The organism is Microvirga terrestris (genome assembly GCF_015694425.1).
In the GTDB taxonomy this organism is placed as follows: Bacteria; Pseudomonadota; Alphaproteobacteria; order Rhizobiales; family Beijerinckiaceae; genus Microvirga; species Microvirga terrestris.
The window spans coordinates 377,660-403,266 of record NZ_JADQDN010000003.1 but is presented as its reverse complement, the minus strand read 5'-3'; the positions used below and the strand labels follow the sequence as shown (position 1 = coordinate 403,266).

Annotated in this window: 23 protein-coding genes; 16 read left to right on the top strand and 7 right to left on the bottom strand. The window is 62.7% G+C overall.

Annotation, left to right across the window (positions count from 1 at the left end):
* Positions 1 to 34 precede the first annotated feature (34 nt).
* The 6 genes from I2H36_RS08900 to I2H36_RS08875 all read left to right on the top strand — a co-directional run bounded on the left by I2H36_RS08900 (position 35) and on the right by I2H36_RS08875 (position 5,625).
* Positions 35 to 607 carry a F0F1 ATP synthase subunit delta gene (locus I2H36_RS08900; RefSeq protein WP_196263527.1) on the top strand — a complete coding sequence of 191 codons (573 nt, stop codon included), beginning with the start codon at positions 35 to 37 and terminating at the stop codon, positions 605 to 607.
* Complete coding sequence (atpA, locus tag I2H36_RS08895) at positions 607 to 2,136, top strand: F0F1 ATP synthase subunit alpha (protein ID WP_196263526.1); 1,530 nt, start codon at positions 607 to 609, stop codon at positions 2,134 to 2,136. Before I2H36_RS08900 ends, atpA begins: the two co-directional genes overlap by 1 nt.
* A 54-nt stretch (positions 2,137 to 2,190) precedes the next feature.
* Positions 2,191 to 3,063 carry a F0F1 ATP synthase subunit gamma gene (locus I2H36_RS08890; RefSeq protein WP_196263525.1) on the top strand — a complete coding sequence of 291 codons (873 nt, stop codon included), beginning with the start codon at positions 2,191 to 2,193 and terminating at the stop codon, positions 3,061 to 3,063.
* 22 nt (positions 3,064 to 3,085) lie between these two features.
* A complete protein-coding gene (gene atpD / locus I2H36_RS08885; RefSeq protein WP_196263524.1) occupies positions 3,086 to 4,540 on the top strand; it encodes a F0F1 ATP synthase subunit beta in 1,455 nt (484 codons plus the stop codon).
* A gap of 113 nt (positions 4,541 to 4,653) precedes the next feature.
* The gene (locus I2H36_RS08880; protein ID WP_196263523.1) at positions 4,654 to 5,055 is read left to right on the top strand and encodes a F0F1 ATP synthase subunit epsilon; all 402 of its coding nucleotides are present in this window, start codon (positions 4,654 to 4,656) and stop codon (positions 5,053 to 5,055) included.
* Between the two features lie 57 nt (positions 5,056 to 5,112).
* Positions 5,113 to 5,625 (top strand): 2'-5' RNA ligase family protein, encoded by a 513-nt coding sequence (locus I2H36_RS08875; protein WP_196263522.1) that lies wholly within the window; start codon positions 5,113 to 5,115, stop codon positions 5,623 to 5,625.
* A gap of 66 nt (positions 5,626 to 5,691) precedes the next feature.
* On the opposite strand, the gene putA is transcribed toward I2H36_RS08875, so the two are convergent.
* Positions 5,692 to 8,790, bottom strand: a complete 3,099-nt coding sequence (gene putA / locus I2H36_RS08870; protein WP_196263521.1) for a bifunctional proline dehydrogenase/L-glutamate gamma-semialdehyde dehydrogenase PutA — start codon at positions 8,788 to 8,790, stop codon at positions 5,692 to 5,694.
* Between the two features lie 114 nt (positions 8,791 to 8,904).
* Between putA and I2H36_RS08865 the strand changes: the two genes are divergently transcribed.
* On the top strand, positions 8,905 to 9,366 hold the full coding sequence (locus tag I2H36_RS08865; RefSeq protein WP_196263520.1) for an Lrp/AsnC ligand binding domain-containing protein: 462 nt from the start codon (positions 8,905 to 8,907) through the stop codon (positions 9,364 to 9,366).
* A gap of 104 nt (positions 9,367 to 9,470) precedes the next feature.
* On the opposite strand, the gene I2H36_RS08860 is transcribed toward I2H36_RS08865, so the two are convergent.
* Positions 9,471 to 10,478, bottom strand: a complete 1,008-nt coding sequence (locus tag I2H36_RS08860) for a TerC family protein (protein WP_196263519.1) — start codon at positions 10,476 to 10,478, stop codon at positions 9,471 to 9,473.
* Positions 10,479 to 10,819: 341 nt separating this feature from the next.
* Between I2H36_RS08860 and I2H36_RS08855 the strand changes: the two genes are divergently transcribed.
* The 3 genes from I2H36_RS08855 to I2H36_RS08845 are packed head-to-tail and all read left to right on the top strand — an operon-like array spanning position 10,820 to position 13,435.
* The gene (locus I2H36_RS08855) at positions 10,820 to 11,812 is read left to right on the top strand and encodes an ABC transporter substrate-binding protein (RefSeq protein ID WP_246718710.1); all 993 of its coding nucleotides are present in this window, start codon (positions 10,820 to 10,822) and stop codon (positions 11,810 to 11,812) included.
* A gap of 56 nt (positions 11,813 to 11,868) precedes the next feature.
* Positions 11,869 to 12,660 (top strand): ABC transporter ATP-binding protein, encoded by a 792-nt coding sequence (locus I2H36_RS08850; protein WP_196263517.1) that lies wholly within the window; start codon positions 11,869 to 11,871, stop codon positions 12,658 to 12,660.
* A gap of 7 nt (positions 12,661 to 12,667) precedes the next feature.
* Complete coding sequence (locus I2H36_RS08845) at positions 12,668 to 13,435, top strand: ABC transporter permease (protein ID WP_196263516.1); 768 nt, start codon at positions 12,668 to 12,670, stop codon at positions 13,433 to 13,435.
* Here the strand turns inward: I2H36_RS08845 and I2H36_RS08840 are convergent.
* Both I2H36_RS08840 and I2H36_RS08835 read right to left on the bottom strand, forming a co-directional pair.
* Positions 13,432 to 14,580, bottom strand: a complete 1,149-nt coding sequence (locus tag I2H36_RS08840; RefSeq protein ID WP_196263515.1) for a CobW family GTP-binding protein — start codon at positions 14,578 to 14,580, stop codon at positions 13,432 to 13,434. The two genes, I2H36_RS08845 and I2H36_RS08840, sit on opposite strands and share 4 nt — an antisense overlap.
* Before the next feature lie 2 nt (positions 14,581 to 14,582).
* Positions 14,583 to 15,482: a DMT family transporter gene (locus tag I2H36_RS08835; protein WP_196263514.1), complete on the bottom strand. Its 900-nt coding sequence runs from the start codon at positions 15,480 to 15,482 to the stop codon at positions 14,583 to 14,585.
* A gap of 229 nt (positions 15,483 to 15,711) precedes the next feature.
* On the opposite strand from I2H36_RS08835, the gene I2H36_RS20325 reads away from it, so the two are divergent.
* On the top strand, positions 15,712 to 17,685 hold the full coding sequence (locus tag I2H36_RS20325) for a calcium-binding protein (protein ID WP_196263513.1): 1,974 nt from the start codon (positions 15,712 to 15,714) through the stop codon (positions 17,683 to 17,685).
* Between the two features lie 107 nt (positions 17,686 to 17,792).
* Here the strand turns inward: I2H36_RS20325 and I2H36_RS08825 are convergent, their stop codons facing one another.
* On the bottom strand, positions 17,793 to 19,193 hold the full coding sequence (locus I2H36_RS08825; RefSeq protein ID WP_196263512.1) for a D-alanyl-D-alanine carboxypeptidase family protein: 1,401 nt from the start codon (positions 19,191 to 19,193) through the stop codon (positions 17,793 to 17,795).
* A gap of 188 nt (positions 19,194 to 19,381) precedes the next feature.
* Here I2H36_RS08825 and I2H36_RS08820 point away from each other — a divergent pair, with 188 nt between their 5' ends.
* The gene (locus tag I2H36_RS08820; protein ID WP_196263511.1) at positions 19,382 to 20,284 is read left to right on the top strand and encodes a DMT family transporter; all 903 of its coding nucleotides are present in this window, start codon (positions 19,382 to 19,384) and stop codon (positions 20,282 to 20,284) included.
* Between the two features lie 69 nt (positions 20,285 to 20,353).
* Positions 20,354 to 21,508 carry a 2OG-Fe(II) oxygenase gene (locus tag I2H36_RS08815; protein WP_196263510.1) on the top strand — a complete coding sequence of 385 codons (1,155 nt, stop codon included), beginning with the start codon at positions 20,354 to 20,356 and terminating at the stop codon, positions 21,506 to 21,508.
* Here the strand turns inward: I2H36_RS08815 and I2H36_RS08810 are convergent.
* Positions 21,505 to 22,083 carry an LOG family protein gene (locus I2H36_RS08810; protein WP_196263509.1) on the bottom strand — a complete coding sequence of 193 codons (579 nt, stop codon included), beginning with the start codon at positions 22,081 to 22,083 and terminating at the stop codon, positions 21,505 to 21,507. The two genes, I2H36_RS08815 and I2H36_RS08810, sit on opposite strands and share 4 nt — an antisense overlap.
* A gap of 134 nt (positions 22,084 to 22,217) precedes the next feature.
* Between I2H36_RS08810 and I2H36_RS08805 the strand changes: the two genes are divergently transcribed.
* The gene (locus tag I2H36_RS08805) at positions 22,218 to 23,384 is read left to right on the top strand and encodes an acetyl-CoA acetyltransferase (protein ID WP_210331006.1); all 1,167 of its coding nucleotides are present in this window, start codon (positions 22,218 to 22,220) and stop codon (positions 23,382 to 23,384) included.
* Between the two features lie 116 nt (positions 23,385 to 23,500).
* On the opposite strand, the gene I2H36_RS08800 is transcribed toward I2H36_RS08805, so the two are convergent.
* The gene (locus tag I2H36_RS08800) at positions 23,501 to 23,767 is read right to left on the bottom strand and encodes a BolA family protein (RefSeq protein WP_196263508.1); all 267 of its coding nucleotides are present in this window, start codon (positions 23,765 to 23,767) and stop codon (positions 23,501 to 23,503) included.
* A gap of 89 nt (positions 23,768 to 23,856) precedes the next feature.
* Between I2H36_RS08800 and I2H36_RS08795 the strand changes: the two genes are divergently transcribed.
* Both I2H36_RS08795 and cobS read left to right on the top strand, forming a co-directional pair.
* Entirely contained in the window at positions 23,857 to 24,480 is a 624-nt protein-coding gene (locus I2H36_RS08795; protein WP_196263507.1) for a J domain-containing protein, read from the top strand.
* 116 nt (positions 24,481 to 24,596) lie between these two features.
* Positions 24,597 to 25,586, top strand: coding sequence for a cobaltochelatase subunit CobS (cobS, locus tag I2H36_RS08790; protein WP_196263506.1), 990 nt, complete (start codon positions 24,597 to 24,599; stop codon positions 25,584 to 25,586).
* The last annotated feature ends 21 nt before the right edge of the window (positions 25,587 to 25,607 follow it).

The window sequence follows — 25,607 nt, the reverse complement described above, 5'->3', positions numbered from 1 at the left end:
TCCGAGGGCCCGTTATGACAAGAGAGACGGTTACGTGGCGCAAAGCGGTTCCCATGATGGACCCCTCCTGTCGGGCGTAGCGTTGCGCTATGCTTCGGCGATGTTCGAAGTCGCCCGCGAGGCGAATGCCGTGGACGCTGTCGCCGGCGATCTCGCTCGCTTCGACCAGATGATCCGCGGCAGCGACGACTTGCAGCGCCTGATCTCCAACCCCATTTTCACGGCTGAAGAGCAGTCGAACGCGATCGGCGCCATTCTCGACAAGGCCGGCATTTCGGGCCTTGCGGGTAATTTCATCCGCCTCGTGTCCTCCAAGCGCCGGCTCTTCGTCCTGCCGGATATGATCCGCGCCTTCCAGAACCTCGTGTCCGATGCCAAGGGTATCGTCCGGGCGCAGGTCACCCTGGCGGAGGCGCCGTCCGACACCGTTCTGAACGAAATCAAGGCGGCGCTGCGCGACGTCGCCAAGGCTGACGTTGCTGTCGACGTCAAAATCGACCCGAGCCTCATCGGCGGTCTCATCGTGAAGATGGGCTCCCGCATGGTGGATGCCTCGGTGCGCACCAAACTCAATTCCATTCGTCTAGCGATGAAAGAGGTCCACTGATGGACATTCGAGCCGCTGAGATCTCCGCGATCCTCAAAGAGCAGATCAAGAACTTCGGTACCGAAGCTGAAGTCACCGAAGTCGGGCAAGTTCTGTCCGTTGGTGACGGTATCGCCCGTTGCTACGGCCTCGACAAGGTTCAGGCCGGTGAGATGGTCGAATTCGAGAGCGGCGTGCGCGGCATGGCCCTCAACCTCGAGACCGACAACGTCGGCGTCGTGGTGTTCGGCTCCGACCGTGAAATCGCCGAAGGCCAGACCGTGAAGCGTACTGGCGCCATCGTGGACGTGCCGGTCGGCAAGGGCCTGCTCGGCCGCGTCGTCGACGCGCTCGGCAACCCCATCGATGGCAAGGGCCCGATCCAGTCCACCGAGCGCCGCCGCGTGGACGTGAAGGCTCCCGGCATCATTCCGCGCAAGTCGGTGCACGAGCCGATGGCCACGGGCCTTAAAGCCATCGACGCCCTGATCCCAGTCGGCCGTGGTCAGCGCGAGCTGATCATCGGCGACCGCCAGACCGGCAAGACTGCCGTCGTGCTCGACACGATCCTGAACCAGAAGCCGCTCAACCAGGGCAATGACGAGAGCCAGAAGCTCTACTGCGTTTACGTCGCGGTCGGTCAGAAGCGCTCCACGGTCGCCCAGTTCGTGAAGGTTCTCGAAGAGCAGGGCGCTCTGGAATACTCGATCATCATCGCGGCTACCGCTTCCGACCCCGCTCCGATGCAGTTCCTGGCGCCGTTCTCGGGCTGCGCCATGGGCGAGTTCTTCCGCGACAACGGCATGCATGCCGTGATCGTGTATGACGACCTGTCCAAGCAGGCTGTCGCCTATCGCCAGATGTCGCTCCTGCTGCGCCGTCCGCCGGGCCGCGAGGCTTACCCGGGCGACGTGTTCTACCTGCACTCCCGTTTGCTCGAGCGCGCGGCGAAGCTCAACGACAGCCAGGGCGCGGGCTCGCTCACCGCTCTGCCAGTCATCGAGACGCAGGCCAACGACGTATCGGCCTACATCCCGACCAACGTGATCTCGATCACCGACGGCCAGATCTTCCTTGAGACGGACCTGTTCTACCAGGGCATCCGCCCGGCGGTGAACGTCGGCCTCTCGGTCTCGCGCGTGGGCTCCTCGGCCCAGACGAAGGCGATGAAGAAGGTCGCGGGCAAGATCAAGGGCGAGCTGGCGCAGTACCGCGAGATGGCGGCCTTCGCACAGTTTGGTTCGGACCTCGACGCCACCACCCAGCGCCTGCTGAACCGTGGTTCGCGCTTGACCGAGCTCCTGAAGCAGCCGCAGTTCTCGCCGCTGAAGATGGAAGAGCAGGTCGCCGTGATCTACGCCGGCGTGAACGGCTACCTCGACACCCTGCCCCTGAACCGGGTGCGTGCGTTCGAGGACGGCCTGCTCTCACTCCTGCGTGGCAAGCACACCGATCTGCTCGAAGCCATCCGCGCTTCGAAGGATCTGTCGAGCGACTCGGAAGCGAAGCTGAAGGACGTCGTCCAGAACTTCGCCAAGTCTTTCTCGTAAAGACACCGTTCGCTTAGAATCCAGCCGGATTTCCGGAGAGGGTAGGGCCGCTCGATGCCGAGCTTAAAAGACCTTCGTAACCGCATCGCCTCGGTCAAGGCGACGCAGAAGATCACCAAGGCCATGCAGATGGTGGCCGCCGCGAAGCTGCGCCGTGCGCAGACCGCGGCGGAGGCCGCGCGCCCCTATGCGGAGCGCATGGCCGCGGTGCTCGGCAACATCGCGTCCGGCGTGATTGTCGGACCCGAGACGCCGCGCCTGCTGGCCGGCACCGGCTCCGACCGCGTTCACCTGCTGGTCGTCTGCACCGCCGAGCGTGGTCTCTGCGGTGCGTTCAACTCCTCGATTGCGCGTCTTGCCCGCGATCATGCCAACCGGCTCATGGCCGAGGGCAAGACGGTCAAGATCATCTGCGTCGGCAAGAAGGGCTACGATATTCTTCGTCGCCAGTTCGTCCAGCAGATCATCGAGCTCATCGACTTGCGCTCCGTGCGCCAGCTCGGTTTCGAGCAGGGTGACATGATCGCCCAGAAGGTGCTCGCCCGCTTCGAGGCTGGCGAGTTCGATGTGGCGACGCTGTTCTACTCGCGCTTCCGCTCGGTGATCGCCCAGATCCCGACCGCGCAGCAGATCATCCCGGCTCAGATCGAGGCCACCGGCACTTCGTCCGACGCGGTCTACGACTACGAGCCCGACGAAGGCGAGATCCTGACGACTCTCCTGCCGCGGAACCTCACCGTGCAGATCTTCCGCGCGCTGCTGGAGAACGCCGCTTCCGAACAGGGTGCCCGCATGAGCGCCATGGACAGTGCGACCCGCAACGCGGGCGAAATGATCAAGAAGCAGACGATGACCTACAACCGGTCGCGTCAGGCGATGATCACCAAGGAACTGATCGAAATCATTTCGGGCGCCGAGGCGCTCTGACGAAATCCGAGAGGAGCCAATCATGGCCAATACCGCTACCCCAGCCCGCAAGGCGACCGGTCACATCACGCAGGTCATCGGCGCCGTCGTCGACGTGCAGTTCGAAGGCCACCTGCCGGAGATCCTGAACGCGCTCGAGACCTCGAACAACGGCAACCGCCTCGTTCTCGAAGTCTCGCAGCAGCTCGGCGAGAGCACTGTGCGCTGCATCGCGATGGACACCTCCGAAGGCCTCGTCCGCGGCCAGCCGGTCACCGACACCGGCGCCCCGATCTCCGTGCCGGTCGGCACCGCCACCCTCGGCCGCATCATGAACGTCATCGGCGAGCCGGTGGACGAAGCTGGCCCCATCGTCGGTGAAAGCACCCGCGCCATCCACCAGCCGGCTCCTTCCTATGCCGAGCAGTCCACCGAGGGTCAGATCCTCGTCACGGGCATCAAGGTCGTCGACCTGCTCGCTCCCTACGCCAAGGGCGGCAAGATCGGCCTCTTCGGCGGCGCCGGCGTCGGCAAGACCGTGCTCATCATGGAGCTCATCAACAACGTCGCGAAGGCCCACGGCGGCTACTCCGTGTTCGCCGGCGTCGGCGAGCGCACCCGCGAGGGCAACGATCTCTATCACGAGATGATCGAGTCGAAGGTGAACGTCGACCCGCGTGAGAACGGCTCCGCTGCCGGCTCCAAGTGCGCCCTCGTGTACGGCCAGATGAACGAGCCCCCGGGCGCCCGCGCCCGCGTCGCTCTGACGGGTCTCACCGTCGCCGAGAACTTCCGCGACCAGGGCCAGGACGTGCTGTTCTTCGTGGACAACATCTTCCGCTTCACCCAGGCAGGCTCCGAGGTGTCGGCGCTTCTCGGCCGTATTCCTTCGGCCGTGGGCTACCAGCCGACCCTGTCCACCGACATGGGCGCCCTGCAGGAGCGCATCACCACCACCACCAAGGGCTCGATCACCTCGGTGCAGGCCATCTACGTGCCCGCCGACGACCTGACCGACCCGGCCCCGGCCACCTCCTTCGCCCACCTCGACGCCACGACCGTGCTGTCGCGTTCGATCGCCGAGAAGGGCATCTACCCGGCCGTGGATCCGCTCGACTCGACCTCGCGCATGCTGTCCGCCGCCATCGTCGGCGACGAGCACTACAACACCGCCCGTCAGGTCCAGCAGGTGCTGCAGCGCTACAAGGCGCTCCAGGACATCATCGCGATCCTGGGCATGGACGAGCTCTCTGAGGAGGACAAGCTCACCGTGGCCCGCGCCCGCAAGATCGAGCGCTTCCTCAGCCAGCCGTTCCACGTGGCGGAAGTGTTCACCGGCTCGCCCGGCAAGCTCGTGGCGCTTGAAGACACCATCAAGGGCTTCAAGGGTCTCGTCGATGGCCAGTACGACCACCTCCCCGAGGCTGCCTTCTACATGGTCGGCACCATCGAGGAAGCCGTCGAGAAGGCCCAGCGCCTGGCTGCCGAAGCTGCTTAAATCAAGTCTCGCTTCATCCCGGAGCCGTGCTTGCACGCTCCGGGATGATCGCGTCTAAGCGTATCTCCCAAACGACTCCCGATCACGATCGGGATGACGAGGAGCTCAGATAGATGGCTACCTTCAACTTCGAACTCGTCTCTCCTGAGCGCGTGCTGTTCTCCGGCGACGTGGATGCGGTCGTGCTGCCGGCGACCGAGGGCGACATGACGGTTCTGGCCGGCCACTCGCCGGTGATGACGGCCCTCAAGACCGGGTTCCTCGTCATCACCAGCACGCCCGGCAATGGACGGCGCATCCTGGTCCGCGGCGGCTTCGCCGACGTAAACCAGAACGGCCTCACGGTCCTGGCCGAGCGGGCATTGCCTGAGGAGGAACTGACCCAGGAGATCCTCGATCACGAGATCCTGACGGCCGAGATGCACTACGATGCCAGCAACGAACCGGCCACCAAGCAGGCGGCCGAGTCGGCCATCGCACAGCTGCGCGAAGCCAAGGCGGCGCTGAACTTCTAAAGCGATCGACGGCTTGAGATCTGAAACAACCCGGCCCCGAGCCGGGTTTTTCTATTTATGAACACACCAGCGGCGCTCATCCTCACGCTCCAGCTCGACGAGCGCTCCTTCGCCTTCTTCGACGAGCAGCGGCGGCGCTACTTTCCCCCTGGGAGAAACTTCATCCCGGCGCATCTGACGCTGTTTCATGCTCTGCCAGGCGAGCAGCTTGCAGCTATCCAAAACGACATCGAGACTACGATCTCCGGTCAGCAACCTTTCAAACTCGATGTGACAGGCTTGCGCTCCCTCGGGCGCGGGGTCGCCTATGCGCTTGAATCTTCTGAGCTAAGCAGGGTGCGTCGTCATCTCGCGTTAGGATGGAATGACTGGCTCAAGCCACAGGACCGGCAGAACCATAATCCGCATGTGACGGTGCAGAACAAGGTCGATCCAACACAAGCAAGGGCTCTGCTGGAGGACCTGAAAGAAGGATTTCAGCCGTTCGAGGTCACAGGAACAGGGCTGGACCTGTGGTGGTATCGCGGCGGGCCTTGGGAGAAGGTGAGGACTTTCGTATTCCAGCAATAGCCTACCCAGGTCATCACCGGCACAAGGCCGGCGATGACATCGAGCAAATGACTCAGGTGTGGAGCACTACTCCCCCATGGCGATGAGGTTCGCGTTGCCGCCGGCCGCTGCCGTGTTGATTGTCACAGTCTGTTCGGTGGCGAAGCGCAGGAGGTAGTGCGGACCGCCCGCCTTGGGGCCCGTGCCGGAGAGGCCGTGGCCGCCGAAGGGCTGCACGCCGACCACGGCGCCGATCATGTTGCGGTTCACATAGACGTTGCCCACAGACAGGGCTTCCACCACACGCTCGACTGTCGAATCGATGCGGGAATGCACGCCGAGCGTCAGGCCGTAGCCCGTCCCCTCGATCGCCTGCAGCGCCTCCTCCAGGCGATCCGCCTTGTAGCGGACCACATGCAGCACCGGCCCGAACACCTCCTGGGCGAGATCGTGCGGCTTGTTGAGTTCGAAGATATGCGGCGCCACATAGGTGCCGGTCGCAGGTGCTTCGCCGGCGTAATGCACCTTCGCCTGACGCTTCATGCTGGCGATGTGCGCATCGAGCTTATCCTTCGCCTCGCGGTCGATCACCGGGCCCACATGGGTCGAGATCTCGCGTGGGTCGGCAAGCTTCAGCTCGCGGGCATTGCCGGCGATCATCTCGATCATGCGATCCGCCACATCCTCCTGCACGCAGAGAAGGCGAAGGGCCGAGCAACGCTGGCCGGCGGAACGGAAGGCAGACGTCACTACATCGTCCGCGACCTGCTCGGGCAGGGCCGTGGCATCGACGATCATGGCATTGATGCCGCCGGTCTCGGCGATCAACGGCACGATGGCCGCGTCCTTGTTCGCCAGCGTGCGGTTGATAATGCGGGCGACTTCCGTCGAGCCGGTAAACACCACACCGGCTACGTTCTTATGCTCGACAAGACGGGCACCGACGCGTCCGTCACCCGGCACGAGATGAAGGGCTGTCTTCGGCACGCCGGCTTCGTGCAGGATGCGCACGGCGAGGTCCGCGATCAGCGGCGTCTGCTCGGCGGGCTTGGCCACAACCGCATTACCGGCCATGAGCGCCGCGCTCACTTGGCCGAGGAAGATGGCGAGCGGGAAGTTCCAGGGCGAGATCGCCACGAACACGCCACGGCCGCGCAGGCGCAGTACATTGCTCTCGCCGGTCGGCCCCGGCATCAAGTCACCCCCGCCGAAGAGAGTGCGTCCCTGAACGGCGTAGTAGCGCAGGAAGTCGACTGCCTCGCGCACCTCGGAGAGCGCATCGTCCAAAGTCTTGCCTGCTTCCACCTGCAGCAGGTGCAGCAGCGCCCCACGCCGCTCCTCCAATAGATCGGCCGCGCGCTGCAATGCCTTGGCGCGGGTGTCCGCATCCATGCGGCTCCAGCTTGCAAAGCCCTTGTGAGCCGCCGCCATGGCGCGATCCGCCACCTCCGGTGAGGCTTCCGTCACGTGGCCTGCAACCGTGCTGCCGTCGATGGGGCTGACGACCGGGCGGGACGTGCCCGAGGCCGCCTTGCCGTCAATCAGCGGCTCGGCCTTAAAGCTCTGCTGCGCGCTCTTCCCGATCTCTGCCACAAGCGCATCGAGAGAAGCTTGGTGGCCGAACTCCACGCCGCGTGAATTCGCGCGCTCCGGACCATAAAGATCGCGCGGCAGCGGGAGCTTCGAATGACGCGCTTTGTCGGCGGACACGATGATGTCGGCGGGACGCTTCAGAAGCGCCTCGACCGGCATGTTCGGATCGGCCGCCACGGACACGAAGGAGGAGTTCGCACCGTTCTCCAGAAGACGGCGCACGAGATAGGCGAGGAGATCGCGGTGGCCGCCCACCGGCGCATAGGCGCGGCAGGCAAGGCCCGGATTATCCTCCAGGAGGCGCGCATAGAGCGCCTCGCCCATGCCGTGCAGGCGCTGGAACTCGTAGCCCTCCGTACCGCCGGCGCGCTCGATGATGGACGCGACGGTGAGCGCATTGTGGGTTGCGAATTGCGGGTAGATGCGTGGACGAAGTGACAGCATCTTCTCGGCGCAGGCCATGTAGTGAAGATCCGTCATCGCCTTGCGGGTGAAGACCGGGTAATCGTCGAGCCCGCGCTCCTGGGCACGCTTCACCTCCGTGTCCCAATAGGCGCCCTTCACGAGGCGCACCATGAGCTGGCGGTCGAATTTCTCCGCCATGGCCGCGATGGCATCGATCATCGAGCCGGCGCGCTTCTGGTAGGATTGGATGGCAAGCCCGAAACCTTTCCAGTCGGCGAGCGACGGATCCGCCAGCACGGCCTCGATCACCTCGAGCGAGAGTTCGAGCCGGTCAGCCTCCTCCGCATCGACGGTGAAGTTGAGATCATAGGACTTGGCTTGTCGAGCCAGCTCGATCACCAGTGGCACGAGTTCACGCATGACCCGCTCCCGGCTCGTCGCTTCGTAGCGCGGATGCAGGGCCGAGAGCTTCACCGAGATTCCGGGACGGTTCGGCAGGGGCTCGTTGCCGGCGGATCGGCCGATGGCGTCGATGGCCGACGCGTAGGAATCGAAGTAGCGGCGCGCATCGTCGGCGGTGCGGGCGCCTTCGCCCAGCATGTCGAAGGAATAACGATAGACCCGTCCCTTCGAGGAACCTGCCCGCTTCAGGGCCTCCTCGATGGTCTGGCCGAGCACGAAGTGGTTGCCCATGACCCGCATGGCCTGGCGCGTGGCGGTTCGCACGGCCGGAACCCCAAGGCGCTTGGTGAGCTGGCCGAGAATGCTCTCCGGCGTCTCGCCGGGCTGAATGACCCGCGCGGTGATGCCGAGCGCCCAGGCCGAGGCCGAGACGAGGAAGGCGTCGGACTTCGATTCATGGCCGGCGAAATCGGCCTGGCCCAGCTTGTCCTCGATGAGCCGGTCGGCCGTGGCGGAATCCGGCACCCGCAACAGGGCCTCGGCCAGCACCATGAGGGCCAGTCCCTCCTTGGTAGAGAGCGCATATTCCCGCAGCATCTCCTCGACGCCGCCGAGCCCGCCACCCTTGGCACGGATCGCCTCGATCAGCCGCGTGGCCTGCGCGTCCACACGCTTCTCCCGCTCCGGCGACAGGCGGGAGCTGGCGAGAAGGCGGGCGGCGAGGGCTTTGTCGTCTTCCGCATAGGGTGGGTTGAAGGGCAGGGCGGTGCTGGGGGAAGGACGCATCGAAAGATCCTCTGGATGTTTCCCGGAATATAGGTGGCCAAGAGGCGTGCTTCGATGGCAAAATCAATGGATCTGCCTTAGGAAAGACGGTCATTCTTTTGAAAGACCGTGAAAATGCCGGACTTGGACCGTACCGATCGCAAGATCCTCAAAGCCCTCCAGACCGATGGCCGCATCGCCACCGTGGACTTGGCGGAAAAGGTCGGGCTGTCGCCCACCTCCACCAGCGACCGGGTCAAACGCTTGCAGCGGGAGGGCTTCATCGCCGGCTACGGGGCAAGGCTCGACCCGCACCGGCTCGGCTTAGGCCTCCTGGTCTTCGTGGAGGTCTCTCTCGACAAGACGACACCTGATGTCTTTGAAAAATTCGCCGAGGCGGTGAAGCGGGCACCTGAAGTTCTGGAATGCCACATGGTCGCCGGCGGCTTCGATTATCTGGTGAAGACCCGCGTGGCCGACATGGCCGCCTATCGCCGCTTTCTCGGCGAGATCCTTCTCGCGCTCCCAGGCGTGAAGGAGACCCGCACCTACGCGGTGATGGAAGAGGTGAAGAGCGACGGGATTTTGCCGGTGTGACACCTGCACGCGTCATGGCCGGGACAAGCCCGACCATCTTGATCGAAGAAGCGCTCCTCAATCGAGATCAACGGCACAAAGCCGGTGATGACGTAGAAGGATCTTTAGCTCGAAACCTCCTTCGGCTCGTCCTTCGTCTTCCAGAGGGAGAACACCACGCCGCCTGTGATCAGGGCGAGGGTGACGCCCAACGAGATCGTGGGATCGAGCTTGCCCACGAGCTGGTTCCAGAAGATCTTGCCGCCGATGAATACGAGCACCAGCGCCAGGGCGTATTTCAGGTAGTGGAACCGGTGCACCATGGCGGCCAGGGCGAAGTAAAGCGCGCGCAGGCCGAGGATCGCCATGATATTGGCCGTGTAGACCACGAACGTGTCCGTGGTGATGGCGAAGATCGCCGGCACCGAATCCACCGCGAAGATCAGGTCGGCGACGTTGATCACCACGAGGGCCAGGAAGAGCGGCGTCGCCCAGGTGAGGATCTTGCCTGTCTTCGGATCGGGCTCATGCACGAAGAAGTGCTGGTCGTGAAGGCGGTTCGTCACCCGCATGTGCTTGCGCAGGAAGCGAACGAGCGCGTTCTTCTCGATGTCGGGATCGCCCTCGGGAACGATCAGCATCTTGATGCCCGTCGCGATGAGGAAGGCGCCGAAGATGTAGAGCATCCAGGCGTATTCCTGTACCAGTGCAGCGCCCACGGCAATCATGATGCCGCGCAGGACGATGACGCCGACGATGCCCCAGACGAGGGCGCGGTATTGGTATTTTCGAGGGATCGCGAAGTAGCTGAAGATCAGCGAGATCACGAAGACGTTGTCGATAGACAAGGACTTCTCGATGAAGAAGCCCGTGAAGTAGGCGATGCCCGCATGGCTGCCATCCTGGGTCACCAGCAGGCCGGTTTCGAACGACCACCAGATATAGGCGCCGAAGAGTGTCGCGATACCGATATAGAAGGCAGAGAGGAGAAGGCTCTCCTTCACGCCGAGCTCCTTGTCCTTCCTGTTCAGGACACCGAGATCGAAGGCGAGGAGAAAAACGACAAGGCTCAGGAAAGCCGTCCACATCCAGACGGGCTTTCCCAGCCATTCCATGAGCAGGAATTCTGGCATAACCGGACCTTTGATTGCTTTAAGTTCAAGCATCGGCTCCGACATCGCAGTCGCGGTTGCGTCCTGCCAGAGGGGCCCGGTCGCCGATGGGACCAAGGTGGGGAGAGCTCTTGAGCCCGTCAAGGGTCTCGATTCACAGAACTTCTGCTCAACTTTTTGTCAGATGCCCGTCTTGCCGGCAGGGATGCTTGGCCAAGAGACTTGACCCGAAGCACCGATCTGCTTGCATGATCAAGAACAAGGGAGCTGGCCAAAGGGAAGCCGAAAGGCTCCCGACCATAAAAACAGAGGTGACGGTGATGTTGGCGGATCGTTCGATGAAAGCAAGGTGGATCAGAGGTATGCTGGCGGGCGCCGCCCTGCTTCTCGGCTCCGCCGTCCAGGCTCAGACCCCGGTGCGATTCTCCCTGGACTGGCGCTGGGAAGGTCCGGCAGCGCCCTTCGCGGTGGCCCTCGACAAGGGCTATTTCAAGGCCGAGGGCCTCGACGTCACCATCGATCCTGCGGCAGGCTCCCGAGAGCCGATCTCCCGCGTGGCGTCAGGCACCTACGACGTGGGCTTCGGCGACGTGAACTCCCTTGTACGCTTTCGCGACGAGAATCCCGGCACCGATATCAAGGCCGTAATGGTGATCTATGACCGGCCGCCCTTCGCCCTCATCGGCCGCAAAAGCCGGGGCATCAGCAAGGAGGTGTCGAGCCTCCAAGGCAAGAAATTCGGCGCTCCCGCGGCCGATGGCGCCTACGCGCAGTGGCCGATCTTCAAGGCCGTGAACAAGATCGACGATTCCAGCATGAAGTTCGAGAACGTGGGCTTCCCGGTTCGCGAGCCCATGCTGGCGCAGGGCGAGGTCGATGCAGTCTTCGGCTTCTCCATGTCGTCCTACATCAATCTGAAATCCCGCGGCGTGCCAGCGGACGATATTGTCGTCATGCTCATGAGCGATTATGGCGTCGATCTTTACGGCAATACGATCATCGTCTCGCAGAAATTTGCGCAGGAAAAACCTGAGGCCGTGAAGGGCTTGCTGCGCGCCATTATGAAGGGTGTGCAGGACACGGTGAAGGACCCGTCAAGCGCCGTCGACTCGGTGATCAAGCGAAACGACGTCGCCAAGAAGGACGTGGAGCTCGAGCGCCTCAAGATGGTGCTGGAGCAGAACATGATCACGCCCTGGGTGAAAGAGAACGGCTATGGCGGAATCGACAAAGCCCGCTTCGCCAAGGCCCTCGACCAGATCGGCCTGACCTTCGCCTACAAGGCAAAGCCCGAAGTGGATGCGGTGTTCACGGAGCAGTTCTTGCCTGCTGCCGACCAGCGCAAAGTGAACTGATCATACGAGCCCGGCTGTGAACCAGCCGGGCTTTTTCTTTTGGCTCAACGGCTCTCATGAAACCCTTTGTCGACATCCACGATGTGACCCACGTCTATGCGCGGGCCGAGGACGGCCTGCCGGCGGTTCAAAACCTGAACCTCAAGGTGAACGAAGGCGAATTCGCCGCCATCGTCGGCCCCTCGGGTTGCGGCAAGTCCACCCTGATGAAGCTCGCCACCGGCTTGCAGTTTCCCGTCGAGGGGACCGTGATCGTGGACGGCAGGCAAGTGGGAGCTCCTGTCAAACTGGCTGGCATGGCGTTCCAGAACCCGACCATGCTGCCCTGGCGCACGACCCTCGACAATATCCTGCTGCCGCTGGAGATCGTGGAGCCGCACCGCTCAAGGCTGCGCCGCCACAAGGCGGAGTATGTGGCGAAGGCCGAGGGCCTGCTCGCCCAGGTGGGCCTAAAGGGGCAGGGCCACAAGTTCCCCTGGCAATTGTCCGGCGGCATGCAGCAGCGCGCTTCGCTCTGCCGCGCTCTCATCCACGAGCCCAAGCTCCTGATGCTTGACGAGCCCTTCGGCGCGCTCGACAGCTTCACCCGCGAGGAATTGTGGTGCGTGATGCGTGACCTCCATGCGGCGCAAAAGGTGACGATCATCCTGGTCACCCACGATCTGCGCGAGGCGACGTTCCTGGCCGACCGCATCTTCTGCATGAGCGCGCGCCCCGGCCGCATCGTCGCCGAGCGCGAGGTCGAGTTCCCGCGGCCGCGCGATCTGGAGATCACCTACACGCCGGAATTCTCTGCCCTCGTTCACGAGTTGCGCGGACACATTGCGCAGGCGCGCCAAGCGGCGTGAGGAATCCATGAAAGCCAAGAACAAGCTTGCCCTCGCGCCGTGGGTCTTCACCGTCGGGTTCTTTGTCCTTTGGGAGATCCTCTGCCACGTCCTGAAAATCTCAAGCTTCATCCTGCCGGCTCCCTCGACGATTATGGGGGCCGTGTGGGAGTACCGGAACCAGCTCGCCTATCACGCCATGCACACCCTCTGGATGACGCTGGCGGGCTTTGGTCTTGCGGTCGGTTTCGGCCTCCTGCTCGGGATGTTGCTCGGTTCCTCGCGGCTCATCAATGCAGGCACCTACCCGCTGCTCGTGGGCTTCAACTCGATCCCGAAGGTCGCCGTGGTGCCGATCCTGGTGTTCTGGTTCGGGGTGGGCTGGGTGCCGCCGGTGATGACCGCCTTTCTGATCTCATTCTTTCCGATCGTGGTGAATGTCGCGACAGGCATCGCCACGGTGGAGCCCGAGATGGAGGACGTACTGCGGGCGCTCGGCGCCTCGAAGCGCGACATCGTGTTCAAGGTCGGCGTGCCCCGCGCCATGCCGTATTTCTTCGGCTCGTTGAAGGTGGCGATCACGCTTGCCTATGTGGGTTCCGTCATCGGTGAGCAGAACGCTTCGAATGTGGGCATCGGTAACCTGCTCACGCGCGCCTCCGCGGCCTTCGAGGTGCCTCTTGTCTGGGCCGCTCTCGTGGTGCTCGCAGTGCTCGGCGTCATCATGTACGCGATCACGGCCTATGCGGAGCGCTCCATGACCGGCTGGGCGCAACGCTCGCAGATGGCGGCTTAGCGACGGAGAGACAGCGGATTGTCGGAGAGCGCCGCCGCATCGGCTTGATCAACGGCAGGCTTTCCAAGAAACGCGTTCCAGAGTTTTTCCACCGTCTCGCGTTCGAGATCATCGACGATGAAGACGATGCGGCTGCGACGGTCCTCGCTTGGCCAGCGCGGCAGCACGGCCGGGACGTTGATGACGTGCTGCACGCCATGGATGACCACTGGATGTTCAGGATCCTCGGCCAGGGCCACAAGACCCTTCACGCGCAAAAGCTTCGCGCCTTGCGACGAGCGCAGGAGGTCGAGGAACATGTCGAGCGTGCCCTGACGGATCGGCTGCTCGCTCGTGAGGCAGAAGGCGCGGATTTTCTCATCATGCCGGTTTACATCGTGATGATGGTGATGGTCATGGCCGTGATGGTGGTGATGATGCCCGTGCTGGTGCGCATGGCTTTTGCGTTCAGCCTCCTCGACCGCTTCCGTTTTCAGCCACTCGGCCACATCGGCGATTTTGCCTTCAAGGTCGAAGAGGCCGCCGGCGATGACAGCCTCCGCAGGCGCATCCGCGCTCAGGAGCGATGCCCCAGGATTGAGCTGATGCAGACGAGTCCGCAGCTCCGAGAGCTTCGACCCATCGGTCACAAGGTCGGCTTTCGACAGGACGATGCGCTCAGCCACCGCCGCTTGTTTCACCGCCTCGCGGTGATTGTCGAGGGTTGCAGCCCCATTCACCGCGTCGACCACCGTCACCACGCCCTCCACGGCGTAGCGCAGGGACAGATAGGGATGATAGAGCACCGCATGCAGGATCGGCGCTGGATCCGCGAGACCCGTCGTCTCGATGATCACCCGCTTGAACGGCATGATGCGGCCGTTGTCGCGCTTGCGCAGGAGGTCTTCGAGCGTCGCGATGAGATCGCCACGCACGGTGCAGCAGAGGCAGCCGGCGGAGAGCAGCACCATGCCCTCGTCGACCGTCTCCACCAGAAGATGATCGAGGCCGATCTCGCCGAACTCGTTGATGATCACGACGCTGTCCTGCAGGGCAGGATCTTTCAGGAGCCGGTTGAGCAGGGTGGTTTTGCCTGAGCCGAGAAAGCCCGTGAGGATGGTGAGCGGGATGGGGGCGGGAGGGGTCATCGGGCTGTTCGTCATCATGTTCAATCCGCAATCGGCACCAAGGGCGCGTCCCTCAGACGGCGTTGCTCCAGCATAACGTTGGTCATGATGGCGCCCAGCACAAGGGTCCCGCCTGCAATCTGCAGGGGCGACAGGACCTCACCGAGGATGAGAGCCGACGAGACCGCAGCCACCACGGGCTCGGTGCAGTAGATGATCCCGGCTGCCACCGCCGTGATGCGCCCGAGCGCCAGGAACTGCAGCACGAAGCCGAAGATGTAGCCGCCGATCGTCATGGCGACTGCAAAAGGGGCGGCTGCCAGGGAGGAGGGCGGCGCAAGCTGCCCGGCTGCCAGGCTGATGAGCGCTGCGGTGGGCAGGACGAGCACATGGATCCAGAAGGTCTTGGCCATGACGCCGGTCCTGCGGCAGCGCGCGGCGGCGAAGAACTGAATGGCCGTGGCAATGCTTGCCCCGAAGGCAAGGGCAAGGCCCCGCCAATCGAGATCGCCGAAGGCCGGGCCGACGACGAGAGCCACGCCGAGAGTGGCCACGGCTACGACGCTCAATAATGACGGCGTGAGCCTCGTGCCCTCTACGAAGGGGCTCGCAAGCACGATCAGGATCGGGAAGGTATAGAACACCACGGCCGCCACGGTGACGGGGATATAGGCGACGGATGACAGATAGCAGATGCCCACGAAGGCCGTGGCGACGCCGAGCACGAGCAGGGTGCCGCGCTCCTCCCGGGCAGCCTTCAGCGATTTCTTCATAACCGCAGCCACGATGCCCACCAGCACCAGCATCAGGAACACCCGATAGACCACGATCGCCGAGCCGCTTGCACCCGCAAAGGAGGCCATGCGGGCATAGACGATGTTGAAGCCGTAGAGGCTCGCCGAGATGAGGGCGAAGAGCAGGCCGGTCGTTCGGTGATTCATTTCAAGGTTCAACGGTGAGGCGGCACCGTTCGCTCGAATGGGCATGGATTGCAAGGTCCATATGTCCCGGCAATCGTTTTTCCGGCGGCGTTCACCATGATGATCGAAGCGGTGTTCATCCTCTAAGGTCACCCTCTATCCGGAGAGTAGGCAAGATCAATCACCTCAGGGAAAGCTTGGCTTGAGGCAGTCTGCTCACTTGGACTGACCGTTCAAGAAAGGATTTGCCGTGGGCACACCTCTTCCTGCAGGGCCGGTTTTCAGGATCAACCCGGTTAAATCCTATTCCGTGGGGCACAGTGCTGCCACCCTTAAGGACGGTACTTTCGTTGTCGTCTGGTCTCAAGAAGTCAACGAGACAGTTAAGGACCCAGAAACGGGAGAGGTCGTTTCCGTGACCAGGTACAGCACTGTTCGCGGGCAAGTTTTTTTTGCCAATGGCGACAAACTTGGTGAAGAGTTTCTGATCAGCTCTTTAGAGGGCGATAATGCCGGTCTCGGAGTCAGCGATGTCGTTGGACTGAAAGATGGTGGCTTTGCCGTATCTTACAGCCGCTCGCCGGATGGCTCATTTGAGAATACAGATACCTTGGTGCGGGTCTATGAAGCTGATCGCAGCTCCAGTGGCGAGTTTATTGCCACACAGGAAACTGAGGGGGCGCAGGCGAATTCTGTTCTCACGGCGCTGGAAGATGGCGGCTTCATGCTGTCATACCAGACCAACACAGTGTTCGGAGAATTACCCACACTGACAATTCAACGCTACGATGCGAACGGAGTTCGGCTCGGTCCTAAGAAGTCAGTCAATTTTTCAAGCGACGAAATGCAGAGCTTCACCACGCTCAAAAACGGCAATGTCGTTCTGACATACTTTGATGGCGTCGGTGAGTTGCGATCTCATATCTACACGCCGGATGGTGCGGAAGTGACGCCGGAAAATGGCATCATCCTGCCGAGCACCCGTGACGACCGCCAAGTCCAGCCTTCCATCACAGCCCTCGCGGATGGACGCTTTGTCGCCGTCTGGACCCAAGCGGGTCGAACCGATGAAGATCCATTCGTCAATTCGGTTCGTGGGCGCATCTTCACCGCAGAAGGCACACCTGTCGGGAACGACTTCCAGATCAATGTCAAAACCGAAGGATCTCAGCGTCTCTCCTCCGTTGCTGCCTTGCCGAATGGCGGGTTTGCCGTGGCATTCGAGGATTGGGATTTCGGTGATGGATCGCCTTCTGCTCGCGTCCAATCCATTCGCGTCGTTGCCTTTGGAGCGAATGGCACACGCGATGGCGATGAAGTCCTAGCCGTCACGGGAGGCTTCCAGGATGTCCAAAGTCCTCAACTTTCGGCCTTGGCTGATGGTCGGCTTTTGCTCACATGGACAGAGTTGAACGGGAATAGAGAGCCCCATAGTGCTGCCCAAGTGCTCGATCCTCGTGTTGAGCGTGTGAACTGGGTCGGATCGAACGACGAAGATAATTATGTCGGAACAATTCTCGACGACACACTGAAGGGAATGGCCGGCAAGGATCGCCTCTACGGCAACAACGGCTCCGACACACTCGATGGAGGTGCAGGAGCCGACAGCCTGGATGGTGGAGCGGGTCTCGATCTCGTGTCCTATGCAGCCGCGAAGAGCCGGGTCGATGTGGATCTGGCCAAGAAGGCTGGTGCCGCCGGCGAGGCGGCGGGCGATGTGCTGACCGCCGTTGAAGGCATTATCGGGTCGACCTTCAACGACAAGCTCGTCGGCGACGACGTTGACAACCTGCTGAAAGGCGGAAACGGCAAAGATGATCTGCAGGCCGGTGCCGGCGATGATCAGATCTGGGGCGGAACGGGCAACGACACGCTCAAGGGCAATGGCGGCAAGGACATTTTCGTGTTCGACACCAAAGCGGCCGCGAAGACCAACAAGGATAAGATCGCGGACTTCAAGACCAAGGACGACTCGATCTGGCTAGACAACAAGGTCTTCACCAAGCTCGGAAAGAAGGGCACGGAAGACAACCCGTCCCAGCTCAGCAAGGCCTTTTTCACCATCGGCTCGAAGGCGAAGGACAAGAACGATTACCTCGTCTATGACAAGGCTAAGGGCGTCCTGTATTACGATGCCGACGGATCAGGGAAGGGTAAGGCGGTCGAGATTGCTGCTCTCTCGAAGAAGCTCAGCCTCACCCACAAAGACTTCTTCGTCATCTAATCAGCCTGAAGCGACCGGACGCAAAGAAAAACCCGCTGATCATCAGCGGGGTTTTGCTTTGGACTGACATTTTGAAACGATGCGCTCTTCGGGGTTGAAGAGGGGCTTTAGTTCGTTTTGGTCGTGGGCTTTCCGGCTGCATCGGCCTTCTGCGGCGCCTTGGCCTTGGTATCCGTTGCAGGCTTTGCCCCCGGCTTTGCGCCTGTCACCGGCTTGACGGTGACGCTGACCCGCGGCGGGGCCTTGCCTTTGTCTATGCTCTTGGCTGCAGGCTTTGCGGGCTCGTTCTCAGCAGCCTTGGTATCGTCCTGCTCGGCGGCATCGTCCTGCTTGGCTGCCGCCTTGCCTTTCTTGGGAGCCGCCGCCTTCTTGGTCTTCACCTTGCGGGCCTGCTCGGCTGCAGCTTCGGCCGCAGCCTGAGCGGCAATTTCAGCTTCGCTGGGAGGGTTCAGGCCGACCCAGACCCGCTCCGGCTGCACGGCGGTCCGAGGGGCGAGCACGGTGCGCACCGGCTTGTCGGCGGCAGTGCCGGCAAAAGCCATGACCTCCGAGGAGAACAGGTTCGGAATGTTGCTGTCGGTTTCGGCAACGGCCGGAGCATCCTCCTCCTGCGGCATCGGTCCGCGACGGTCGCAGATGACCGGGCGCATGTCCGGCGGGCTGGTATTGGCCGAGGCCGGCAGTGCCGCAAGCTCCGGATTGGTGAAGTTCACCTTGCTGTTGAAGCCGCGGTCGAACAGTTCGGCGGCCTTGATGGTGCGCTCGTTGGCGGAAGGAGCGCCGAGCACGACCGTGATCAGGTGGCGGCCGTCGCGGTGGGCGCTTGCCACCACGTTGAAGCCGGACGAGCAGATGAAGCCGGTCTTCATGCCGTCCGCGCCGGGATAGCGGCCGATGAGGCCGTTGGTGTTACGCATGATGCGGCGGCCGAACTGGACGGCACCGATGTCGAACAGGTCCTTATGATCCGGGAACTCCAGCAGCAGCGCGCGGGCGAGAAGCGCCATGTCGCGGGCGGAGGTCTGGTTGCGCTCGTCCGGCAGGCCATGGGGATTGGCGAAGCGGCTGCTCACCATGCCGAGCCGCCGGGCATGGGCGTTCATCAGCTCCGCGAAGCCATCGATCGACCCGCCGATATTCTCCGCAATGGTGGCCGCAATATCGTTCGCCGACTTCACCATCATGATCTTGAGCGCGTTATCGAGCCGGATCTCCGTGCCGGGCTTGAAGCCCATCTTCGATGGCGGCAGGGAGGCGGCGCCTTCGGACACGATCAGAAGCGTGTCCATGCTCATCTGACCGGAGCGGACTTTGTCGAGGGCTACATAGGCCGTCATCAGCTTGGTGATGGAAGCCGGATACCAGGGGTCGGTCGCCCGCTCGGCGTGCAGAACACGGCCGGATTCGAGTTCAACGACAAGCGCAGGGCCGCCGGCGGCCAGAGCCGAACCGCTCATCAGGGCGGCAAGGGCAAAGGCTGTCACGCGGAGGACACGGCTAACGTTCATGCGGAACGACTCCCTGGCTTCGTTCGACGATAGGAGAGGATCAATCAGCCCCGCCTGTCAGCTGGGCTATTTCTAGTGCCAAACCTTGGCCTTGGCTAGGTTGGGCCGCTTGTTGATTGCTTAAACTCCCCTTCTTAACGAATTCCGTGGCAAGAGAGTGGCAAGAGCCGTGCGGATTGAAGATCGATATGAGTGCATCCCTTCTCTGGATTCCCGTGACCTTGGCGGCCGCGGCCGCTCAGACGGGTCGCAACGCCACCCAGCGCCGGCTGACTGAGACGATCGGGACCGTGGGGGCGACCCAGGTCAGGTTTCTCTACGGGTTCCCCTTCGCGATCCTGGCCTTGACGGCAATGAGCCTCGTCACCGGTGAAACGGCACCCGCTCCCAATGCGGCCTTTCTGGGCTATGCGCTCATGGGGGCTCTGACGCAGATCCTCGCCACCGCGCTCATGCTTTCGGCCATGCGGGAGCGCGCCTTCTCCGTGGTCACCGCCTACACCAAGACCGAACCGGTGCAGGTGGCGCTGTTCGGACTGGTGCTCTTGGGCGATCCTCTCACCTTGGCCATGGCGCTCGCCATCGCGATTGCCACGGGCGGGGTGTTGCTCATGTCCGTGAAGCCTGGCACGAGCCTGACCTCTTCCGGCCTCAAGCCTGTCTTCTTCGGAATCGCCTCCGGAGCCTTCTTTGCCTTGGCCGCCATCGGCTTCCGCGGCGCGATCCTGTCCCTCGACGGGGGCTCCCCGCTCATCCGGGCTTCCACCACCCTGGTCTGGGGTCTCGGCCTGCAGACCGCTATTCTGCTTGTCTGGCTTGGCATCTTCGATCGCAAGGCGCTGGTGGCGAGCTTTGCGGCGTGGCGTCCATCCTTGGGAGCAGGCTTCCTCGGGGCGCTCGCGTCCCAGTTCTGGTTCATCGGCTTTGCGCTCACCACGGCAGCCAATGTGCGCACCCTCGCCCTGGTGGAGGTGCTGATGGCCCAGGCCGTGTCCCACCATTTCCTGGCGCAGGCGACCACGAGACGTGAGCTGGCCGGAATGCTGTTGATTCTCGGAGGGGTAGCCCTCCTCCTCATGTCCCAACGTTAGCTTGTCGCTGCGGCAGTCGCGTGATAACGAACAACATTACAAAAACTGTAGATGTATTTCGGATCGCCGATGACAGACACTGCTGCTCCAGAACTCGTACAACCTGCCTATCGCGTGCTCCAAGTGGGTGATCCGGTTCCGTGGTTCAAACAGAACTCGACCAGCAATCCAAACTTCAGCTTCGACACGGTGGCCGGGCGCTACATCGTCCTGTGCTTCTACGGCATGTGCTCGGACGAGGTGGGTCATGCGACCCTGGCGTCGTTTCAGGATCAGCACCGCTCCCTCTTTGACGACGACAAGATCGCGCTCTTCGGCGTGAGCGTCGATCCGTCGGATCAGTCCGAGGGCCGCGCCAAGCAGATCGTCCCGGGCATCCGCCATTTCTGGGATTTCGACGGCACGGTTGGACGCCTCTACGGCGCGCTGCCGCGCAACGTCGAATCGGGGCAGGGACCTGTCCCGATCCGCCGCTTCTGGATGGTGCTCAATCCGTCCTTGCGCGTGCGCGCCATCTTCCCGTTCGAACAGGATGGCAGCGACCGGGAAAAGGTGATGGCCTACCTGCGCGACCTGCCGCCGGTCAGCCACTATGCCGGCTTCGAGCTGCCAGCGCCTGTCCTGGTCATCCCGGACGTGTTCGAGCCCGAATTCTGCCGCCACCTGATCGGTCTTTACGAGCAGCATGGCGGTGAGGAATCCGGCTTCATGCGCGAGGTCGACGGCAAGACCGTCGCGGCGCACGATCCGAGCCACAAGCGGCGCAAGGACTACACGATCGACGATCCCAACTTGATCCGGCAGGTGCAGCACCGCATCATCCGCCGTATCAATCCCGAGATCGAGCGGGTGCATTTCTTCAAGCCTTCTCGCATGGAGCGCTACATCGTCTCCTGCTATGCGTCTGAGGACGGCGGGCATTTCCGGGCCCACCGGGACAACACGACGAGCGGCACGGCCCATCGTCGCTTCGCGGTCTCAATCAACCTCAACGGCGATTTCGAGGGCGGCGAGGTGAGTTTTCCGGAGTTCGGGCCGCGCAGCTACAAGGCGCCCCCGGGCGGTGCCGTGGTGTTCTCCTGCCCGCTCCTGCACGCGGTTTCAAAGGTCACGAAAGGCCGCCGTTTCGCCTTCCTGCCCTTCCTCTATGATGAGGAAGCCGCAAAGGTGCGTGAGGCGAACAACGCGAAACTCGGCGAAGGTGTGGGCGCTTACAGAGCTTAACGCTCGCTGGCCTTGATCCACTTGTCGACCTTCGGCGGTTCGTAAGCACGAATGGCCTGAATCAGGATTGCCGGGTCACTCTCGACGATCAGCATGGCGCGGTGGATCGGCTTTACGAAGCCGCGCTCCACCACGTCATCCAGGAAATCGGTCAGCTTGTCGTAGAAGCCGCCGGCATTCAGGAGCGCGCAGGGCTTGCGGTGATAGCCGAGCTGCGCCCAGGTCCAGACCTCGAACAGCTCCTCGAAGGTGCCGAGGCCCCCGGGCAGGGCGATGAAACCGTCGGCCAGTTCCGCCATCAGCGCCTTGCGTTCATGCATCGAGCCGACCACGCGCAGATCGCTCAGGCCCTTATGGGCAATTTCCTTGTCCACCAGCGCCTGCGGCATCACCCCGATCACGTCGCCGCCTTTGGCGAGAACGGCATCGGCGACGGCACCCATGAGCTCCACCGAGGCGCCGCCATAGACCAGGCCGATCCCGCTTGCGGCCAGGGTTTCCCCGAGAGCGCGCGCCGAGGCGAGATAGACAGGATCCTGACCGGCATTCGAGCCGCAGAAGACGCACAGACGCATGGCTGTTCCTCATGATTCGCTTCGCGCCATGATGAACCGCAGCTTGGCGCCAATCTCAAGACGGCATCCGACTTGCTGAATGGCGCAAAGAGCGCCACTTTGTGCACAACAGCACAATCCTTGAGGAGACCTCCATGACCGCCTGCATCGTTGGCTGGGCTCACACTCCCTTCGGCAAGCTCGACGCCGAGACCGTCGAGAGCCTGATCGTCCGCGTCACCAACGAGGCGCTGGAGCATGCCGGGATCGGGCCCGAAGATGTGGACGAGGTGGTGCTCGGCCATTTCAATGCCGGCTTCTCCCCGCAGGATTTCACCGCTTCCTTGGTGTTCCAGGCGAGCGACAAGTTCCGCTTCAAGCCGGCGATCCGGGTCGAGAATGCGTGCGCCACGGGCTCGGCCGCCGTGCATCAGGCCATCAAGACCATTGAGGCCAAGCGCGCCAAGACGGTACTGGTGGTGGGCGTCGAGCAGATGACCCGCACGCCGGGACCCGAGATCGGCAAGAACCTGCTCAAGGCCTCCTACCTTCCCGAGGATGGCGATACGCCTGGCGGCTTCGCCGGTGTGTTCGGCAAGATCGCCGGTGCGTATTTCCAGCGCCATGGCGACCAGTCCGATGCCTTGGCGATGATCGCCGCCAAGAACCACAAAAACGGCGTCGACAACCCCTATGCGCAGATGCGCAAGGATCTGGGCTTCGACTTCTGCCGGGCCGAGAGCGAGAAGAACCCGTTCGTGGCCGGTCCCTTGAAGCGCACCGATTGCTCGCTGGTCTCCGATGGCGCCGCGGCCCTGGTGCTCGCCGACACGGAAACGGCGCTGCGGATGAAGCGCGCGGTCGCATTCCGCGCCACGGCCCACGCGCAGGATTTCCTGCCCATGTCGAAGCGCGACATCGTCCAGTTCGAGGGCTGCGCGGAAGCCTGGCGGCGGGCCCTGTCCCAGGCCGGGATCGAGCTCTCCGACCTGTCCTTCGTGGAAACCCACGACTGCTTCACCATCGCCGAACTCATCGAGTACGAGGCCATGGGCCTGACCCCTCGCGGCCAGGGCGCGATCGCCGTCAAGGAAGGCTGGACGAACCGCGACGGCAAGCTGCCGGTGAACCCGTCCGGGGGCCTCAAGGCCAAGGGCCATCCCATCGGGGCGACAGGCGTGTCCATGCACGCGCTTTCCGCCATGCAGCTCTGCGAGGAGGCTGGCGGAATCCAGGTGAAGAACCCGGTGCTCGGCGGCATCTTCAACATGGGCGGCGCTGCGGTGGCGAATTACGTCAGCGTGCTTGAGCGGATTAAGTGACGAAGTCCTAGTGCTTCGTCATCCTCAGGCTAAGCGTAGCGAGGGAAGGGATCCACGATCACGCTTAAGACTATGGATGCCCTTCCCCTCCGGCCGGGAATGACACCAACGATGCGTTATTCCCCCGGCGCCTTGGCCTGGATGGCCAGGGCATGCAGGCCCTTGTCGAAGGCGCCTTGCAGCGTGCCGTTCACGAGGCGGTGACGCTCCACGCGGCTCTTGCCGGAGAAGGCCTCAGACACGATATAAACATGGAAGTGAGTTTCCCCGCCCTCCCGCCATCCTGCATGGCCGTGATGCTTGTCTGATTCGTCGGTGACGGTCAGTTCGGTCGGCTGCAGGCTGTCCTGCAACGTCTGTGTGATCCAGTGGGTGAGGGTCATTCTGATCTGTAAACCTTTTTGAACGGGTCTGCGGCCAAAAGCGCTCAGGCCTTGGCTCAAAGCCTCAAGACACTCATAATCGCTGAATCATGGATCTCAACTCGCCTCTTTTCGACCGTATCCGCATTAAGTCCTCCGGCGACGAACCGCAGGAGACCAAGGGGCCTGTCTGCGAGCATCCCGCCTGCAAAGCCGCGGGCGAATACCGCGCGCCCAAGGGACGTGACCGGGAGGGCCAGTACTGGCGCTTCTGCCTTCAGCATGTGCGCGAGTACAACGCCTCGTACAACTATTTCTCCGGCATGTCCGACACTGCGGTGGCCGCGTTCCAGAAGGATGCCATCATCGGCCACCGGCCGACCTGGGCCATGGGGGTGAATTCCGCTGGCGAGAGCCAGGGTGCCAAGGCCGAACCCCGCGAGTGGGAGTATGTGGATCCGCTCGGAGTTCTGCGCGGAGAGGACTTTACCCAGTCCCGCGCCCGCCGGGCCTCCCCTGAGCCGAAGCGCCCGCGCTATACGGGGGCGGTGCGCCGGGCCCTGGACATCCTCGGCCTGGATGAGGCCGCCGATGGGCCGGCCATTAAGGCCCAGTATAAGTCCCTGGTGAAGCGCTTCCACCCGGATGCCAATGGCGGCGACCGCTCCTTCGAGGAGCGCCTACGCGACATCATCAAGGCGCACGATACCCTCAAAAGTGCCGGTCTTTGCTAAAGACAATATCCTTTCAGGCAGACCCGATAGGCTTATTAGGAAATTGCACCATCCGATGATGGGGTTTAAGAAACCCCTGACATCTTCACGACATATATCCGAACAAGAGGCCCCTTATGACGGCACATACCGAGACAGCGACCTTGACGCCTGACATGAAGGTGTCCGTGCGACAGGTCTTCGGCATCGACTCGGATCTGGAAGTCCCGGCCTTTTCGCAGGCCGAACAGCATGTGCCTGATCTGGACCCTGACTATCTTTTCGACCGGGATACGACACTGGCGATCCTGGCGGGCTTCGCGCGCAACCGCCGCGTTATGATCACCGGCTATCACGGCACCGGCAAGTCGACTCATATCGAGCAGGTGGCTGCCCGCCTGAACTGGCCCTGCGTGCGCGTGAACCTGGACAGCCACGTGTCGCGTATCGACCTCGTCGGCAAGGACGCCATCGTGCTCCAAGAGGGCAAGCAGGTCACGGCCTTCCAGGACGGCATCCTGCCCTGGGCCCTGCAGAACAACGTTGCCCTCGTGTTCGACGAATACGATGCCGGCCGGCCCGACGTGATGTTCGTGATCCAGCGCGTTCTGGAGCAGTCGGGCAAGCTCACGCTCCTCGACCAGAAGCGCGTGATCCGACCCCATCCGGCCTTCCGGCTGTTCGCCACCGCCAACACGGTGGGCCTCGGCGACACGTCGGGCCTCTATCACGGTACCCAGCAGATCAACCAGGGCCAGATGGACCGCTGGTCCATCGTGACCACACTCAACTACCTGCCGCACGACAAGGAGGTGGACATCGTCCTCTCCAAGGCGAAGCACTACCAGGAGGATGCGTCCGGCCGGGACATCGTCAACAAGATGGTGCGCGTGGCGGATCTCACCCGCTCTGCGTTCATGAACGGCGATCTCTCGACCGTCATGAGCCCGCGCACGGTGATCACCTGGGCTGAGAACGCCGAGATCTTCGGCGATACGGGCTTCGCCTTCCGGGTCACCTTCCTCAACAAGTGCGACGAGCTGGAGCGTGCCCTGGTGGCCGAGTTTTACCAGCGCTCCTTCGGCAAGGAATTGCCGGAGAGCGCCGTGAATATGGTGCTTTCATAAGGCGTCATCCCGGACGCGCCA